This window comes from Clavibacter sp. VKM Ac-2873, from assembly GCF_015351075.1.
Classification (GTDB): domain Bacteria; phylum Actinomycetota; class Actinomycetes; order Actinomycetales; family Microbacteriaceae; genus Clavibacter.
In genome coordinates this window covers 50,823-66,615 of record NZ_JADKRS010000007.1, presented here as the reverse complement: position 1 = coordinate 66,615, position 15,793 = coordinate 50,823, and the positions used below count along the sequence as shown (strand labels likewise).

Annotated in this window: 18 protein-coding genes; 11 read left to right on the top strand and 7 right to left on the bottom strand. The window is 66.8% G+C overall.

Annotated elements, in window-relative coordinates:
* Nucleotides 1–687 precede the first annotated feature (687 nt).
* The 3 genes from ITJ44_RS15625 (at nt 688) to ITJ44_RS15615 (ending at nt 3,814) form a co-directional block, all read left to right on the top strand.
* Nucleotides 688–2,211: a helix-turn-helix transcriptional regulator gene (locus ITJ44_RS15625; protein WP_194636465.1), complete on the top strand. Its 1,524-nt coding sequence runs from the start codon at nt 688–690 to the stop codon at nt 2,209–2,211.
* A gap of 187 nt (nt 2,212–2,398) precedes the next feature.
* A complete protein-coding gene (locus ITJ44_RS15620) occupies nt 2,399–3,112 on the top strand; it encodes a DsbA family protein (RefSeq protein WP_194636464.1) in 714 nt (237 codons plus the stop codon).
* 255 nt (nt 3,113–3,367) lie between these two features.
* Nucleotides 3,368–3,814, top strand: a complete 447-nt coding sequence (locus ITJ44_RS15615; protein ID WP_194636463.1) for a MarR family transcriptional regulator — start codon at nt 3,368–3,370, stop codon at nt 3,812–3,814.
* A gap of 1,375 nt (nt 3,815–5,189) precedes the next feature.
* Here ITJ44_RS15615 and ITJ44_RS15610 read toward each other — a convergent pair.
* Nucleotides 5,190–6,017, bottom strand: coding sequence for a hypothetical protein (locus ITJ44_RS15610; protein WP_194636462.1), 828 nt, complete (start codon nt 6,015–6,017; stop codon nt 5,190–5,192).
* 358 nt (nt 6,018–6,375) lie between these two features.
* Between ITJ44_RS15610 and ITJ44_RS15605 the strand changes: the two genes are divergently transcribed.
* Together ITJ44_RS15605 and ITJ44_RS15600 are read left to right on the top strand one after the other, a co-directional pair.
* Nucleotides 6,376–7,050 (top strand): DUF4062 domain-containing protein, encoded by a 675-nt coding sequence (locus ITJ44_RS15605; RefSeq protein ID WP_194636461.1) that lies wholly within the window; start codon nt 6,376–6,378, stop codon nt 7,048–7,050.
* 58 nt (nt 7,051–7,108) lie between these two features.
* Nucleotides 7,109–7,285, top strand: a complete 177-nt coding sequence (locus tag ITJ44_RS15600) for a hypothetical protein (RefSeq protein WP_194636460.1) — start codon at nt 7,109–7,111, stop codon at nt 7,283–7,285.
* A 353-nt stretch (nt 7,286–7,638) separates the two neighbouring features.
* Here ITJ44_RS15600 and ITJ44_RS15595 read toward each other — a convergent pair whose 3' ends face one another.
* From ITJ44_RS15595 to ITJ44_RS15585, 3 genes are all read right to left on the bottom strand, one after another.
* The gene (locus ITJ44_RS15595; RefSeq protein WP_194636459.1) at nt 7,639–8,163 is read right to left on the bottom strand and encodes a hypothetical protein; all 525 of its coding nucleotides are present in this window, start codon (nt 8,161–8,163) and stop codon (nt 7,639–7,641) included.
* Between the two features lie 227 nt (nt 8,164–8,390).
* Nucleotides 8,391–8,714 carry a DUF2188 domain-containing protein gene (locus ITJ44_RS15590; RefSeq protein ID WP_194636458.1) on the bottom strand — a complete coding sequence of 108 codons (324 nt, stop codon included), beginning with the start codon at nt 8,712–8,714 and terminating at the stop codon, nt 8,391–8,393.
* Entirely contained in the window at nt 8,707–9,231 is a 525-nt protein-coding gene (locus ITJ44_RS15585; RefSeq protein WP_194636457.1) for a hypothetical protein, read from the bottom strand. The genes ITJ44_RS15590 and ITJ44_RS15585 overlap by 8 nt, the downstream gene beginning before the upstream one ends.
* 1,057 nt (nt 9,232–10,288) lie before the next feature.
* Between ITJ44_RS15585 and ITJ44_RS15975 the strand changes: the two genes are divergently transcribed.
* The 5 genes from ITJ44_RS15975 (at nt 10,289) to ITJ44_RS15970 (ending at nt 12,302) form a co-directional block, all read left to right on the top strand.
* Nucleotides 10,289–10,570: a hypothetical protein gene (locus ITJ44_RS15975; RefSeq protein ID WP_228495237.1), complete on the top strand. Its 282-nt coding sequence runs from the start codon at nt 10,289–10,291 to the stop codon at nt 10,568–10,570.
* 45 nt (nt 10,571–10,615) lie between these two features.
* Complete coding sequence (locus tag ITJ44_RS15575) at nt 10,616–11,053, top strand: helix-turn-helix domain-containing protein (RefSeq protein WP_228495236.1); 438 nt, start codon at nt 10,616–10,618, stop codon at nt 11,051–11,053.
* A 7-nt stretch (nt 11,054–11,060) separates the two neighbouring features.
* Nucleotides 11,061–11,507 carry a hypothetical protein gene (locus ITJ44_RS15570; protein WP_053775965.1) on the top strand — a complete coding sequence of 149 codons (447 nt, stop codon included), beginning with the start codon at nt 11,061–11,063 and terminating at the stop codon, nt 11,505–11,507.
* 122 nt (nt 11,508–11,629) lie between these two features.
* The gene (locus ITJ44_RS15565; protein WP_194636455.1) at nt 11,630–11,839 is read left to right on the top strand and encodes a hypothetical protein; all 210 of its coding nucleotides are present in this window, start codon (nt 11,630–11,632) and stop codon (nt 11,837–11,839) included.
* A 25-nt stretch (nt 11,840–11,864) separates the two neighbouring features.
* Nucleotides 11,865–12,302: a Fic family protein gene (locus tag ITJ44_RS15970; RefSeq protein WP_228495235.1), complete on the top strand. Its 438-nt coding sequence runs from the start codon at nt 11,865–11,867 to the stop codon at nt 12,300–12,302.
* A 514-nt stretch (nt 12,303–12,816) separates the two neighbouring features.
* On the opposite strand, the gene ITJ44_RS15555 is transcribed toward ITJ44_RS15970, so the two are convergent.
* Complete coding sequence (locus tag ITJ44_RS15555; protein ID WP_194636454.1) at nt 12,817–13,206, bottom strand: hypothetical protein; 390 nt, start codon at nt 13,204–13,206, stop codon at nt 12,817–12,819.
* Complete coding sequence (locus ITJ44_RS15550) at nt 13,206–13,505, bottom strand: hypothetical protein (protein ID WP_194636453.1); 300 nt, start codon at nt 13,503–13,505, stop codon at nt 13,206–13,208. The genes ITJ44_RS15555 and ITJ44_RS15550 overlap by 1 nt, the downstream gene beginning before the upstream one ends.
* 458 nt (nt 13,506–13,963) lie before the next feature.
* Between ITJ44_RS15550 and ITJ44_RS15545 the strand changes: the two genes are divergently transcribed.
* Nucleotides 13,964–14,557, top strand: coding sequence for a ParB/RepB/Spo0J family partition protein (locus ITJ44_RS15545; RefSeq protein WP_370551717.1), 594 nt, complete (start codon nt 13,964–13,966; stop codon nt 14,555–14,557).
* A gap of 43 nt (nt 14,558–14,600) precedes the next feature.
* On the opposite strand, the gene ITJ44_RS15540 is transcribed toward ITJ44_RS15545, so the two are convergent.
* Nucleotides 14,601–15,467 carry a pectate lyase gene (locus tag ITJ44_RS15540; RefSeq protein ID WP_228495233.1) on the bottom strand — a complete coding sequence of 289 codons (867 nt, stop codon included), beginning with the start codon at nt 15,465–15,467 and terminating at the stop codon, nt 14,601–14,603.
* Between the last annotated feature and the right edge of the window lie 326 nt (nt 15,468–15,793).

The window sequence follows — 15,793 nt, the reverse complement described above, 5'->3', positions numbered from 1 at the left end:
CGCGGTGGGGTCACCGGGGGTGGGGGAGAGGCATGCCGTACCCCCGCCTTCCTGACGGCTCATCCGGCCAGATGGCGTCGAGGGCTCGCTTGTCCGGGCCGGGGCTTCCCCTTCTCGGGAGAGCGAGTCGGGTCCGCTAGCTCGCCCCCTCGTGCTCCGGGCAGGGCCATCGGAGACGGGCGCTTCCTGTCGCACGCGTGAAAGGTGCGCGGGCGGGACCCGCGCCCTCACATCGCCACACCGTCGTCAGGAAGGCTGGCCGCTCCTGCTCTCCATCCGGCTCCAGTCATCGGACCCTGTGTCCTGGTCGGGCCTGGCAGGCGGATGCGCTGCGTCGGGCGTGTCGCCGGCACGAGGGGGGTTGGGGCCTCGTCCGCTGCGCCGCGGTGCCGGCTCGTCGTGGCGGTGCGCTACCGGGCGCTGCCGGCGATCCCCGGCAGGGGCCGGATTTCGTCCCGCGTGTAATTGCTGCGGCCATCCAGGGGCGAGCGTGGGAGCGGCTCGTGCGATTCCCCCGCTCATCGCCCACCGCGACCCGGGCGGACGTGGTAAAGATCGGGTGATTTTGGGGAGGGGGTGTCGGTTCGTCCCCGGATTCACGGTTCAATGCGCATTGATTCGCACAATCGATGTCACGTCTGTATGTGTCCCTCAACAGGACGTTCACGGACTCTCCCTAGGAGCTCCATGTACGCAGTGCCCGCGCTCGAACGCGCCCTGTCGCGGAACGATTGGGAGGCCATCGCCACTCATCTCGATTCCGCCTTCTATCGCTTGTTGATCGCCGAGCCCTCCGTGCTCGAGCGCGTATTCGACGCCGCGTCCGCGAGCTGGCTCGAAGGCGACCCGCGCAGCGCGAACTTCTGCGCCATCCTCCGCGCGGTTCAGGCACGAGGTCAGGTGGTGGATCCCACGGCATTCCAACGGTTCGAGGACTGGGTCACTTCGCAGCCGAGGCCGTCGCTCCGTGACCAACTCGTCCTGGCCTCCGAGAAGCTGCGCGAAATGCTGACACGGGGTTGGTACAGCGGGGCCTCCCGGCTCGCGGACGACGTCATGGACGAGATCCGTCACGCGCCTCACGACATAGACGGGCTGGACGACGTGGCCCCAGTCGTGGTCCGCGTGTGCGGTATGGCGAAGTTCCTCGACGGAGCCCTCGACTCGGCAGCTGCCTGCTTCTCGGAGGCGGTCAGATGGTCGTCCGACCCGCAGCCGCACCCCATGGCGCCGTTCGCCAAGGAGCACCTCGCGCTCGTCCACGCGCTCGAGGAGCGATACGCGGCGGCGGCAGCGCTGATCGACGGCGAGCCACCGCAGCGGTCACTACCCGGGACCGTCGGGTACCTGTACGAGCCGGCCGGGCTGCTGGCCCGGGTGCTCATCGCCACCGCCTCGGTCGATGTCGATGAGGCCCACCGGCTCCTCGACCAGGCGGATGCCTCGACGTCCTCCGGGCACTACGGCTGGGTGCTCCAGCATGCGCGCGCGAAGCTCTCCCTCCTGGGTGGTCAGTACTGGACGGCGATCCATGACATCACCACCTATCTGGTCGAGGAGTCGCACCGCACGCACCCGAGCACCTTCGCAGGCTCGATGCTCCGAGCGGACCTCAACGCGCTGTACCAGGCGGCGGGTGACCTCCCGGCAGCCGAGCAGATCCTGGCCCATCCCTCGCTGCCCGTCTCGGGCCGCTGGATCATCGTCTGCCGGGCGCGTCAGGCGTTGATCCGCGGAAGGCCCTATGACGCGGTGCGCATGCTCCGTCAGCCCTCCGGGGAGCCGGACACCGCCATGCCGGCGCACGGGAGCCCGTCCGGCGCCGTCCTGTACGCCGCTGCGGAGCTGGCCGCCTCGGGTCAGATCTCGCCGCACCTCCTCGAGCACGCCGCCTCCAGCGTCAATCACCACCAGGCCTTCGACGCGCTCGCTCACGCTTCCCCCATGCTGGAGAAGGCCCTGGGGCCCCGCGTGGACATCGGACAGGGCATGGTCCCGATGCCCTGGACCTACCTGGATCGAGTCAAGCTCACGCATCGGGAGCGAGAGGTGCTCCAGGCTCTCCGCGAGCATCCCACGGTCGCACTCGTGGCCGCGGCTCTGCATGTGTCGCCGAACACGGCGAAGAGCCACGTGCGCTCGCTCTATCGCAAGCTCGGTGCCCACACGCGGGACGAAGCGCTGTGGCTCGGCAACGACGAAGGCGCGTGATGTCGACTGTCGTGCAACCCGAGGTGAGGCCAGGGTGAAACGTGCGATCGACTTTGCCATCGGGGATCCGATCTTCCCTCTCGTGTCCGGATCGCCAGACGCCCGTGCGCCAGAATTCGGTCGTCCACCGCCGAGGGCGGGCCTCAGCAGCGCCCCCTCGAGCGAGACCACTCGACAGAAAGCGACCATGCCCTCTCTCCTGCGTACCCTGACGGCGGCGTCGACCGCCCTTGCCGTGGCCTTCAGCCTCGTCGCCTGCTCTGCCGCTCCGGCAACCGAGAGCACGCCCACCACCTCCGGTCCGGCGGGGGCTGTCCTGCCGTCCGGGTCCGAGGGGGCGGCATCCTTCGACGGCGGCTACGTGCGCATCGGCGACGGTCCCAAGCAGGTCGATCTGTTCATCGATCCCATGTGCCCGTACTGCAAGGCGTTCGAGGAGGCCTCCGGTTCGTTGCTGTTCACCGAGGCGGCGGCCGGCACGACGACGGTGAGGGTGCACCCGCTCGCGATCCTCAACCGCCTGTCGTCGGGCAGCGACTACTCGAGCCGGGCCGCGGCCACCCTCGTCGCGGTGGCAGCGACGCATCCCGACAGCACCCAGGCGTTCCTCCAAGCCCTCTACGCGAACCAGCCGGCGGAGCAGACGCCGGGGCTCACCGACGCGGAGCTGAGCGAGCTCGCGGCGTCGGTCGGCGCACGACCGACGGCGTCGGACGAGGAGATGGCGGCCTACCGAGCGTGGGTGGACCACGAGACGGAAGCCGCGACGACCGGCCCGCTCGAGGGGCTCGCCGACCTCCCGGCCGTGCATCAGGTCCCGACCGTCGTCGTCGACGGTGCGGTCTTCCCCGGCGACAGCGGGGACGTCGCCGCATTCGCCGACTTCTACGCGCGCCACTAGCTCACCGGCACGCGTGGCCGGGCGCTCGCCTTCTGCCGGCACGCCAAGGCGAGACGCGATGTCGTGCCGGACTGCTCCGCGGCATCGGCCATCGCCGGACGCGTGCGGCGGCAGACCTTACCGGGGGGACACCCTGAGGTCCGGGCCCGGCCACATGCAGAGGACCGCCGGAAACAGAGGTAAGTTCTCCCCCACGGGCTGGCGTGCGCGCGCTCCAGCCCGACACGCCTCGATCCCCGTGGTATCGAGGACCAGATGTCCATCCATATGCGCATGGCCACAGCCGTGGCTACCCTCGTCGATCGCATGGATGCGGACACGACCGAAGCTTGGGACTCCCTCACGGGGTTGCAGGTCATCTTGGTGCGCGTCATCGCGAACGCGGGCCGCACGAGTCGCTCTTCACTGGCGACCGTCGCCCGGACGTCCACCGCCGCCGCGGTCCCCAGCGTCAATTCGCTGATCCGCAAGGGAATGGTGGCGGAGATCCGTGACACATCGGGTCGCTATCTCGTCCTGGCGCCCTTGGGGCGGGCGATGCTGAACGAGGTCGAGCTCGCGCGGTCCGACTGGCTGATGCGGGCGGCCGATGCGGCTCACCCTCCGGTCGGCGTCGAACCCCTCGTCCACGCCACCTCGACCATCGAGCGGCTGACGATCGGGCCACTCGAGACAGGCCGCGCGGGCCGCCGGGGCAGGTGACCTCGACACCGACCGCTGTCCGCGCGCGCGAGCCAGAAGGGCGTCACGAGCGGTTCGAGGATCGAGCGGCATCCGGATGCGTCGCGGCCCGATCGGACGGGCTATGCCTCACGGGCACGTCGTCGAGCGGTCATGCAGGGACACCGGCGCTCTCGTCCTGCCTTGGCCCTCGGCGCGGCCGGCGGATTCGCCCGAGTTGCAGGCTGACGGGGAGCCCACCCGTCTCCAGCTCCGTCATCTCGGAGACGATGCGCGCGGCCCCTGCGCGGAGCGCGACCTCCCTCATCGCCGAATGGCTCTCCAGCTGAATGGCCCTCCGCCGGGGTCGGCGATGGTGGCGAGGTCGCGGCGGTGACCTCGGCGCGGTAGGACAAGCCGAGCCAGGTGATGATCCACAACATGGACGGCGCCAGCGAGGCTGAGCGCATGTATGGGGACTATCCCGTCCCGCCGCGGTGCGCATCCCCTCGCCTGCGGGCAACGTCACGTGTCGGGAGCATCATGACTCGAGAGGGCGGCCTGGCCGACCCGTTCGCGCCGTCGCCGAGGCCAGCATGTTACATGAGAACCGTCACCAGCGTCGTGGTCTCGGGGGAGAGCGCGCCCGCTCAGGTCCGAGCCGGCGCCGAAGGTCAGGTCATCGCCGCCGTTCGTCTCGTTGAGACTGGAAGGACACGGAGGGTGTCTCCCGTAGCCTCCTCCACTGGAATCGTCACCGGACCAATCTGTTGAGAGGGGGCCTTGTGACCAGCACATCTCCACGCCCGTGGGCTTGTGGGCATGGGCGCCTTCCCGCTTGCTGCTCCACGGCGTGAGCGAGCGGGTGTCCAGGTGGGGGTCCCCGACCGGACGCGGACGGATCAGGAGCGGCGGCGCTCTTCGCGCGCGTTCCGCCTCCGGACGATCCGGTTCTCAGCAGATATCACCAGGACAGTCACGGCCGTTCCTACTAGCACTCGAGGGAATAGCTCGCGGTCTGAGAACGTCTGAGCTCCAGCGGCTAGGAAAACAGCGCCTAGAACGATCGTCACCCGCTGGCCGATGGGCGGGCCCCCACCTCGGCGCCGCTCATGCTCACTTCCGGGGCCCCTCTCGAACTCACTAGCCACATGGGGACTCTGACGCAGCGAGGCCATACGGCGAGGCCTGAGGACGGCTGACAGCCCATGCGCGCTGAGGCGATGGAGATACTCCGGAAGGGTCCGATCGAATACTCACACCGAGCGAGTACGCGCGTGACTTTTCTTTGTTGCGGCGGGATACGGAAATGAACGACGGCTCCTGCGTTGACTTGATCAGCCCGCAGCGGGTTTTCACGGTCGACAATTGCATCGGCCTCATGCTATCGCGCGAATGCGCTCCCGGTCAGAGGCGTTTACGCCGGAGCGAGAGCGTAATTGCCTGCGTCCTCGAAGAACTGGCTGATTCGGGTGTACTTCAAGACGGTATGCAGTGAGCCCGTGGCGGTCTCGGCGATGATGCCGTAGATGCGGGCTTGGGGGGAGAGGACAGGGCCCCCCGAATCGCCGGGGAACACCAGCGTGTCACCGATGGCGGCGACCTCTCCTGGCTTCTGTTCGCCGTATCCGCTGATCCAGCGCGTCGACCTGAACAGGCACGACTGTCCGCTGCTCTTGCCGCTGATGCAGAAGACCTCGTCGCTGGCAGGAGCCCCTGTGCCGGCTACAGGCGTCCGGCGGAGTGACTGGTACCGGAGCGTAGCCAGGAGAACCTGGCCCGTGGCCTGCGGTTCGTATGTCACGGGGCTGCAGTGGAACCCGCTGGAAGAGGGTGCGCAGAATGGCTGGCCATGGACGACCGGGTCGATGCGGACGAGCTCCAGATCTGCGACCGGGTCGATCCAGACCACCTCACCGACGCGGCGGCCTCCGACGGAGACCGGTGAGTTCATCTCGCCGCAGTGCTTGGCGGTCACCGCGTAGCGGGTCGCCCGAGCGGCGGGCGAGAAATTCCCGCGGATGCCGGTTCGAACGACGATGAGGCCGGCGGTGCAATAGCTGTGCGGAAAGTCCAGCTCAGTGCCGGCCACGACCGGTAAGAGGGTGCGCTCCGCGTCGACCGCGGACGCCTTGGCCGTAGGAGCGACCACGAGGCAGGCGCATGCGACGAAAGCGGAAATGGTGATCAGGGCGAGTTGAAGCAGTCGCGGATGGCGGGCGGATTCGGCGGAGCAAGAATTCATGACAGTCCTAGTGGATAGCGTATGCGGTCCAAGGTCGGGAAGCGGTTGAGCGTAACCCCTCCACCCTTGATCCATTTTCCGCTGTGCACAGGTGCACTACGTCAGGCCGCCGATCGCGCACCACTCTCGAAGTGGCGCTCGCTGCGGCCGAGGAAACGGGTGCTCGCGACTCAGTCGCCTGTGAGAGTAAGTATCGAAGGAGGTCCAGGATTAGATGTCGGGTGGTCATGTGGTGATGATCAAATCATGGCGTCGGCGTCGGCGTCGGCGTCGGCGTCGGCGTCGGCGTCGGCGTGACCGTCACTTCTCATCGATCAGCGATCCGCATCCGTCTCCTTGAGTACCGAAGCTGTCGTCGGTGCGGGGTGACCAGCAGGTCTTCGTATCGAGCCTGATCGCCGACATGCCCGAAGAGCGCCGGGCGGTTCGTGAGGCGATCGAGGAATGCGGCGCGACACCGGTGATGTTCGAAGATCTGGGTGGCCAGGACGTCTCAGCTGATCGGGCATACCTCGCCGGCGTGCGTCGGTCGACGAGCTACGTGGGACTGTTCGGGAATCGGGACGGGGTGCGGATCCCGGACGGGTATTCCGCGACCCATGCCGAGTTCCGCGAGGCAGAGAAGGAGGGTCTGCGGCTCTGCGTGTTCGTGAACGGCGAGGACGGATCCGGCATGGACGGGTCGCAGCGTGACCTGATCGCCGGCACGCGCAACCCCTACACGACGAGTTCGTGGTCGTCCGTCGATGACCTCAAGATGCGCGTGAAGGGCCGCTTGATGGATCTCGCGGGGGAGGAGATCGCCCCCCTGGGTGCGGGTGGGTCGCGTCATCTTCCGCGGTCGCGAGGTGCTCAACGACGGCGCGGCGGTCACGGTCTCGGCCGACGTTCGGAGTGCCCGAGTACACGCCGAGCTGGCGAGTATGAGGGATGCGCGGCAAGGCGACGTCGATTGGGCATCATCCAGCGATGCTCGGCTGATGGAGCTCGGCACTCTTTCGAGCACCGCGACCTCGACCACTATCCACGCTGAGCGTCTCACGCTGAATGACCGCGGTCGGGGGCAGGGAGGCGGCGGGATATTGTGCTGCATGGGTTGTCGCTCGTGGGAGGAGCTGTCGAAGCGCGCCTTGGCCGACGGCATCTTCGGCGCCTCCGGGCTCGGGGATCTCCGATTCGGTGTCTCCGCGATCAACCCGCTCGCTCCCATGCGCGATACGGATCTCGACGACGTGATCGTCCGGCCCGTCAGCTGGTTGCTCATCTGATCGGCACCTGATGCGGGTGCGGGTGCGGTGATGGCGGTGGCGTGACCGCCTCGCATCGAGTTGCGACAGCGGATGCTACCGCCGACACATCTCACGGTCGATGCCCACATGGACGGGCCGCTCGGGGCTACCGTGTCCCGACGCCTGGAGGGATCAGGTGGCCATGGATGGAAGCGCGAGCGGCCGATGTCCGCCTCGCACGGGCGCAGTTCTCGGCGTGGAAGGGGCGGCTCGAGACCCTCTACATGACATAAGGTACATTATCGGCTTCTCATGCACTGGTCTGAGGGGGCCTTCGAGCCGCCGGCCAGCCCGTGCTAGTGAGCCTGCCGTAGAAGCTTCGGCAGGAGGTCTTAGACCACAGGATCGCCGTGGCCATTGCCATCGGGCCCCTCGCGCCGGACGCTGCCTTCCGGGGGCAGGAGCACGGTTGCACCGTCCGAGAGCGAGAGCTCGACTTCAGCGCGACCCGGGCGCCCCGCGCCCCCGTATACGGACGTAACGGGAAGCTCGGCGTGCGTCACGGTCGCGCTGACGATTGAGCTTCTCGGATGTGCGATGACCTCGGATTCTGCCTCGAGGTGCCTGCCCGCATCGACGCTGCAGGTGACAACCAGGTCATTGGTCAGCACTACGACGTTGATCGTGGCCCGGGTACCCTCTCCCTGGTCATCCTCCCGGCCGGTGTAGATCGAGACCCCGGCCGCGTACTCGATAGGAGTTTCGCGGATGATGGCGGCCACCTTCAAGAACGCCGGCGCGAACCAGTCGATCTGGACACCTTCCGTTTGGGAGATGACGTCGATGTTCGTGCTCGAGTGGTCGGAGACCGAGTTCTTGAGGAACTCGACAATCTGGTTTGCAAGGAGGGGGGTCATGAGGCGACGGTAAGGCCGAAACGATGTTGTCCGCGTCCGCCCATTCGGGGGGGGGGGGCAGCGTTGGCACGCAGCATGCGCCCGAGTGGGCAATGGGAGCAGCGCCAGGCGAGCTGAGTAAGCCGCCGCCGCCGGGTGCCAGCTGCTCGGGAGCGCGTCGGGTTCCCGCAGGACCGAGGCTGGATTGAGTGACAGAACAGGACCTGTGGAGCTGGCACTATAAGGCGTTAGTGCTTATTGTCTTTCTTTGGGCCCTCGTTGCGAGAACCTGAATCACTGTCGCGAATCTGCCCATTCTTGCCGTGAATGACGACCTCGCCGTTGCCTTTGCCGCTTTTCTCGACGATCTCCTTTGCGCGCTTCTCCGCTGCTTTTTGGGTAGGGGCGTGAGCAGAAGCGCGCTGATGCCCTTCTTTCACAACGTCCCATCCCCCGCGGTCAGCGTTTGGGACGACGTGCCGATCGTTATCGTTACCTTTACTCAATGCTCTGCCTTTCTGTACTTTCTTTTTCCACTCTTTGTTTGGATCGTCCTTGGGTTGCTTACTCATCGCGGACCGAGGTGGGGCTCGGGCCGGGCGTCATTCCAGGGCCACCGTTGTCTGGAAGCAAGACGGCTACGGCAGCGATGGCGATGCTCAGCGTCAGGGCTATAAACCCTATTCGTGCGATCTTACCTCGTGTCGAGAGCCACTTGTCGTCAGCTTCAAGAATCTCGAGCTTCGTATCGGTTACTTTATAGCGACCCTGCTCGATTGGCATGGTGAGGAGGCCGTCACGCATAGTTCGGATGTTCAATGCGTCGCCGGTGCGCGGAAATACGACGACAACTCCCGCGACTGCCGCCATGAAGGAGAGCACAAGGCTAGCTATTGTGGCCCAGCCGAGGGTTGTGCCTGCCTGCAGTGCGCCGGTGATGCTCGCGGCTCCTATGAGAATCGTGGCTCTTTGCTGCATCGCAGAATCGCGGGCAACGAATGACTTGATCTCCGCATCGAGCTCTGCTTCTATGATTGATAGGTGGCGGGAGCGCTTCTTGAGTTCCCGTTCCTTAGGTGCGTCGCTCACCTGTTGTCACTTGTCCGTTTTCGTCTCCGGCGAGATGCGGGGCGCTTCAGGTGGCGGCTGCCTACGGGTGGACTCGCTGAATTCGCCGGTGCCTCGAGGGCTTGTCTTTTGGACGGGGCGTTTCCACGCGTCGTTGTTTTCCGTCTCCGTTGGCTTGTCTGCCATCGAACTTCCTGTCGCTATGCGCTGCCGAGCCTTGCAGCGTCATTGCTCACTGTAGAAGCAGATCCCGCTTACGGCTAGGTTCGCGGCCGATCTCGGTCCGACGGTGGTGAGGGGCCCGAGGGGTGCCAAGGCGGCGTGGAGCGCACCCGCGCGTGCGGCGAGGATGTGGGTAGGAGTGGGGTCGCTGCCTGGCTTCCAAGGGCAAGGTGCCTCCGGTGACGGAGGTTATGCGTCGTACTGAGTGGGCGCTGGCCGCGACAGCGAACTCGATGGCCGTTCTGCGCATCCCATCTTGCAGCGCCCTGGATGCGGCCGGGCTCGGCGCTCAAGTTCATCCGTTGAAGGTGGGGTGGCGGTTCGGCGTCCTCCGGAACCGCGACCACTTCGAATGGACCAATCGGTGCGGCGGTGTCGAGCCGGGCGCGGGCGTGACCGCGGATCCGTCGGTGACGACGGGATCCCTACATATCGCTGTGGTCTTCGCGGCGCCGGCCGTGTACCTCGCCGGGCGCGATGAGCGGACTCCTTCTGACCGGAACCTCGACGCGTGGCGCTTTGTGGCGCCGACTGAGTAGTGGGTGTCGGCACAGGCCACCTACCGCAGGGTCGCGCTCGTCCGATCCACGCCCGTGGCCTCGGGATCATGCGCAGCGTTCGGCCCAGCCCGGCGTGGGCGTGAGGTGCTCCCCTACCAAGACGTCTTGTCGGACTCCTCGGTTACGATTTCGAGATGGTCCGAAATAGGCGCGAGGGTTCCGACTCCCGGTGCTGTCAGCCGAGCCCTGCTGGGTACGTCTGGCGCGACTACCGCGACAACGCCCATGCGTCCGTGGTGGCGTTTGAGGCCTGGTTCAGCACGCTCACTCCGTGGGCACGAGCCCACGAGGAGGGCGTGCTCGAGGACCTCATGGAGGCGGCTGCGCGGGGCGAGCTCAAAGACTCCGGGGACGCGACGACTCCGATCAAGCCCATCGCCTTGGATCCGGAGATCTTCGAGCTCCGCCACAAGGCCCTGAGCAAGGCGTTGCGGTTCTACCACGGAGAGCCGGCGCACATGAGCACGATCCTCGTGCACCTGCATGCGCACATCAAGACCACTGCCGCCGCTCAGCAGGCCGAGATCGAGTTCGCTGCGGATCGCTTCGACGCGGGCCGTCCCTCGTCTTGGGTGTAGAACCCGATTACACAACTTGCAGGTTGTGGTCGTAGGCTCCATCTCATGTCCCTGCTCCAGACGATGACGTCGCCTCTCGCTCTTCGCAAGGCCAAGGCCCGCGCCAAGTTGCTCGCACGTGAAGATCGCCTCCTCAAGGCTGACCTCGTGCGCATGCGCCAGGAAGCCGGCCTCACGCAAGCGATGGTCGGCGAGCTCATGGGCACGAGTCAGCAGGCGGTCAACAAGATCGAGCGCTACGACTCCGACCCCAAGCTCTCGACCCTCCGCCGCTACGCCAATGCAGTCGGCGCACTGGTGGAGCACCGTGCTACCCCGGACGTCGGCCAGTCCCTCAGCGCCGCCTCTGCCACCCGCTGGGAGAACCTGTCCGGCGTCACTTCCGCGACCTTTGCCACCAAGCTGGTGGTCCGCTCGGAGACTATGGCGGGCTGGATGGGCTCCAAGTCCGCCCACCTTCGCGTCCCGACGCGCGCAGCCTGACACCGCCATGGCTGACCTGTCGCCGAAGGACGTAGAGCTCATCCACGCCCTCCTCGCCAGCTCGAAGCTGGAGTCGGTCGAGTGCCACGAGATGTCGGCATACCGAAACGATGAACCTCCGGAGCCGGACGCTCCGGAGGAGGGCACCGTCAACATCGCCGCTCAGTACAGGTACGACGACGGTAGCTTCGGGGTACGCCTCATCGCTCATGTCACGATCCCGGTCGGCAAGATCACGGTCAGCATGGCCGGCGAATACTCCATCGCAGACGAGTACTCCCCCTCGACGCGAACCGTCCAGCAGTTCTGCAACGAAGTGGCCATCATGTCTCTCTTCCCCTACCTCCGAGAAGCGGTTTCGACGGTCTCCGGGCGCGTGTTCGGCAAGCCCCTGTACTTGCCCATGGTCGACCGCGGCGAGATTACGCTCGACGTCCAGGACGTTCCCGCCTGAGTCTGCTCTCCGTGCCGTCGGGGCCCGTCGGGTCGGCGCTCGGGTAGCAGCATGGAAGAACGTTTTCCTCAGGCGCGGGACCTCCGCAACCCGTACAATTGCAGGTGAGCAGGGGGGTTCCCATGAGCACCAAGATCACGCAGCGCAGTGCGCCGACGGTCGACGTCGAGCAGGGCATGGCGCTTGTCGAGAAGGCACAGCAGCTCGCCGGACACTTCCCCAACGCCGAGGCGCTCGGCCGTGCCCGGAACGTCCTCGAGGGAACGATGACCGAGGACGAGGCGCGCGCGGAGGTCGCGGCGAAGTACGGGTTTCCCCTCCGCCAGCGCTGAGCGCCGGCGTCGCCCTGACGACCGCATGAGCGTCGACGACAAGTACACGTACCCGGGCAGCGGCGGCGTCCTCATCAACGCGGCGGGCATCCGCGACCACGCGGAGCTCGACGAGGCGATGAACGACGTCGCGTCGTTCGTGCTCGCGAAGATCTACACCGAGCCCGCCCCTGAACGCCTGGACCTCGAGTACCTCCGCGGCATCCACATGCGCATGTTCGGGGATCTCCTTCCGGGGATCGCCGGCCGGATCCGCGACGTCGACGTCCAGGCGACGGGAACCGGCATCCCGTACTGCAGGCCCGATTTCATCGAGGCCAACCTCGACACGCTGTTCCGCAAGCTCGAGCGGGAGGACTACCTCACCGGCCTCGACGCCGACACGTTCACCGCGCGGCTGGCTGATCGGTGGGGCGAGCTCTCTGCGATCCAACCTTGGCGCGACGGCAACACCCGCAGCTAGTCCATGTTCGTGGCCGTGCTCGCGCAGCGGGCCGGCCACCCGATCGACTGGGCGAGCATCGACGTCGACGAGCTCCGCCGCCACCGCCTGCAGGCGATCGCCGGCACCGACCGCCCCCTCGCCGCCTACCTCCGTGCGCACCTGGTCGACACCGCGCCGACCCGGGGTCCCGAGGGCGCGGTGCCGCTGAGCGCGGCGCGCACCGCTGGCCGCGAGCAGGGGCCGTCGCGCGACGCCGGCGAGGCGCCGGCCTACAGCCGCCGCGAGCTCGCCGAGCGCGAGATGCTCCGCACGGCGGGCATCGACCCGGACGAGCGCAGTGCGCCGCACCGCGGCTCGTCGACGACGAGCGCGAGATCGCACGAGCCTCACCGTGCTCGCGAAGACGACGCGCTCGAGCGCTATCCCGCGTGCCACGACGTCGCCGCGTCGCCGACGCGCACGTGGGCGGCGTGGTGGTGCCGCCGTCCTGCGCTCGGGGTGGGTACAGGCTTGCCGGCACACCCACCAAGGGCTAGGTGCCCGGGACGGCGAGCACGACATCCACCTCGGCGAGAACGATGTGCGCGTCGGTCGCGACGGTGGTCACGAACCACGGCTCGCCGACGACCTCGCCGCGGCGAAGCTCCCAACGGCCGCCGAAGCCACGGGTAACGTCGACGGCTTCCTCACCGCGGACGACGACGCGTGCCTCCATGTGTAGCGTGGCGTCGGCGTTCGGCCACTCGTATCCGGTGGTGGGGAGTCTGAGCGTGAAGGCGAGAACATCGTCCGCGTCGGGATCGAGGTCCCGGGCGCGCAAGACAGTAACCTTGTCGACCACGAACTTGTTCATCAGGCCGGGGCCGATCTCCACGTTGAAGTCGTGGCCCGTGAGATCCCGGCATGAGCGTCGATAGGTCATCAGTGCAACGTCTGCCGCAGGCCATCGGACAGCACGTTCGCGACCTTCCCGACCACGCCGGCGCCGAACATCTGCGCGGAGAAGAATGCTCGCTCGTCCCCGTTGTACGGGCAGATGTAGACCACCACGGTATCTGGGTCGTCGAACTTGACCACCTCGAGCAGCGCGCGCTGCTGTAGGTCACCGGGAGGTGATAGCTGCTCGGATGCCCGAACGGTGATAAGTGTTCCACCGTAAGAGGTCTGCATTGGGTCTTTCCGAATGCGGTCGACAAGGTCGTCCGTGAGAATGGAATCCATACCTTTTACGATATGGAGTGCAGCTGTAGCTGGGAATCCCTCAAACGAGGGTGTCTGCGTTGGTGGTGCCGTCCGTCGCGTGGGCAGCGCTGGGATGCGCGGGTGACACGTGGATGGAGCCGCGATGCGGCGCTGTTGGCCTGATCTGTGCCGCTGCGCGGCGCTGTCTGTCTGATCTGAGCCGCTGCGCGGCGCCCCTCTCTGGGCCCTGCGGGCTCGTTTTTTGGCCGTGAAGCCTTCGGCGGCTCGGTCGCTGCGCTCCCTCGTAGCCACCTGCGGGCTCCGCGCAAGCGGCTCCGCCGCCGGCTCCTCCGAGAGTTTCGGGACGCGGTCGCAAGCTCCCTTATTTCGCCCCGAAATTCTCTCCCCCACCGCCCTCCGGGTTGCACTACGCCCTCCGGTCGCTAAGGCGTAAAAACGCCTTCACGGCAAAAAAACGAGTGGAAGAGAGAACACACGTGACGATTACCGAGAACACCACTAGTCCCGTCGGGGTCATCGAGTACCTGGACCCGAACACGCTCATCATCGAGGAGAACGTGCGCCCCATCGCGGACCTCAACCGGGAGTTCGTGCAGAGCATCAAGGCGAACGGCGTCCTCACGCCGGTCCGGGCTCGCCGCGACGGCGAGGGCCGTGTGCTCGTCCGGGCCGGACAGCGCCGCACCCTCGCCGCACGAGAGGTCGGTCTGGCGACGATGCCCGTTCACATCATCGAGGGCGACGAGACCACCGCCGAGCGGATCGTGCAGCAGCTCGTCGAGAACGACCAGCGCCTGGCGCTCACGGACACGGAGCGCACGGTCGCGTTCAAGCAGCTGCAGTTCGAGGGGTTGAGCGCCACGGCGATCTCCAAGCGCACGGGCACCGGGGCGCGGACCGTCAAGAAGACGCTCGCGGTCGCGAACACGCCCTCCGCGGCCGCGGCGCTCACCGACCGAGTCGTCGTCCTCCCTCCCCCCCCCGTCGTAGTCGACGCCCGGGACGTCGACGCCGGCTGCGCGGCCGGACGCCTCCTCGTGGGACTGCTCGGCGCCGTCTGCATCGCTTGACCATCCACGAGGCCAGCCGCGACAGCTCGGCGGGCGTCGGCCTCTAGCCCTCCTGGAACAGGATGGTCGAGTAGGTGAAATCGCACACGCCCGGATACGGGTCGCCGCTGCCGCCGCTCACCTCCTTCGCCGGAGCGCCCCGGCCACCGACGGTCCTGTCGCAGATCTGCATGCGGTTCCCGCGGATGGTGACGTGGTCGATCTTCGCCGTGTCCCCGAAGTTCTGATTGACCCCGGCGACCTTGTAACGGCCGCCGGTGATGAACACGTCACTCACGACGATGTGCCTCGGGTACTGGTGCGCGCAGTCGCCGCAGGATCGCACCAGCGAGCCGATGTCGGACGCGGCGAAGTGCGAGATGCGGGCTGTGCCCGCACCGTCCAGCTGGACGACCTTGTCGTACGCGTGCGCCACCCCGCCCCCGCGGATGGTGACGACGGACGAGTCGGGTGAACCGTCGAGGAGGGTCACCGCGTCCTCGCCGACATCCGGCGACCACATGTTCTCGATCGTGCATGAGGCCTCGCAGTGGATGCCGTCCGCGGCGAGCCGGCCGATGATCACGTTCTTCACCGTCCCGCCCGGCTTGACGAGGATCACCGGCTGCTGGAACTCGCTGCGACCCGTGGTCGAGCCATTCAGCTCGGCGTAGCCGAAGTCGACGGTCTGACCAGCGGGGACGATGTACGGGGTAGACCGCGCAGGTCGCACGGAGGTCGGTTTCGGGAACTCCGGCATCTCCGTGATGGAGGAACCGCGATCCGGAAGAGGCGCAGCGGACGCAGGCGGGGCTGAATGAACCAGACCCGTGAGCGACATCACCGCGGCGAGAACCGACGCCCCGATGAGCATCCGTGCCGTACGCCGGCGCACCGACGAGCGAATAGAGGAATTGTGCGTGATCTTCATGGTGACCTAACCCATCATGCGATATCACCGCGCATTTCGCGGTGGGCGTCAGGGTAGGTGTCACCAGGTCTTGATCCTGGACGATGCCCGCACATCCTGGGTGGTCGCACATCGCTTCGCACTCGGCAAGAGAAGGCGAGGCGCGCTCCTTCGTCGGAACCTCCGCCGTGGGGAAATCCGCGTCGATCGGCCAGATGGCCGTCGGAGAAGGCGGGACCACGGGGTTCCTGATGAGTCGATTCGCGACACACGAGCCATGGTCAGGATCACCGGATCAGGCATCGTCGTCACGGGGCTCTGTTGTCCGCGCGCATGGACGTCACAGC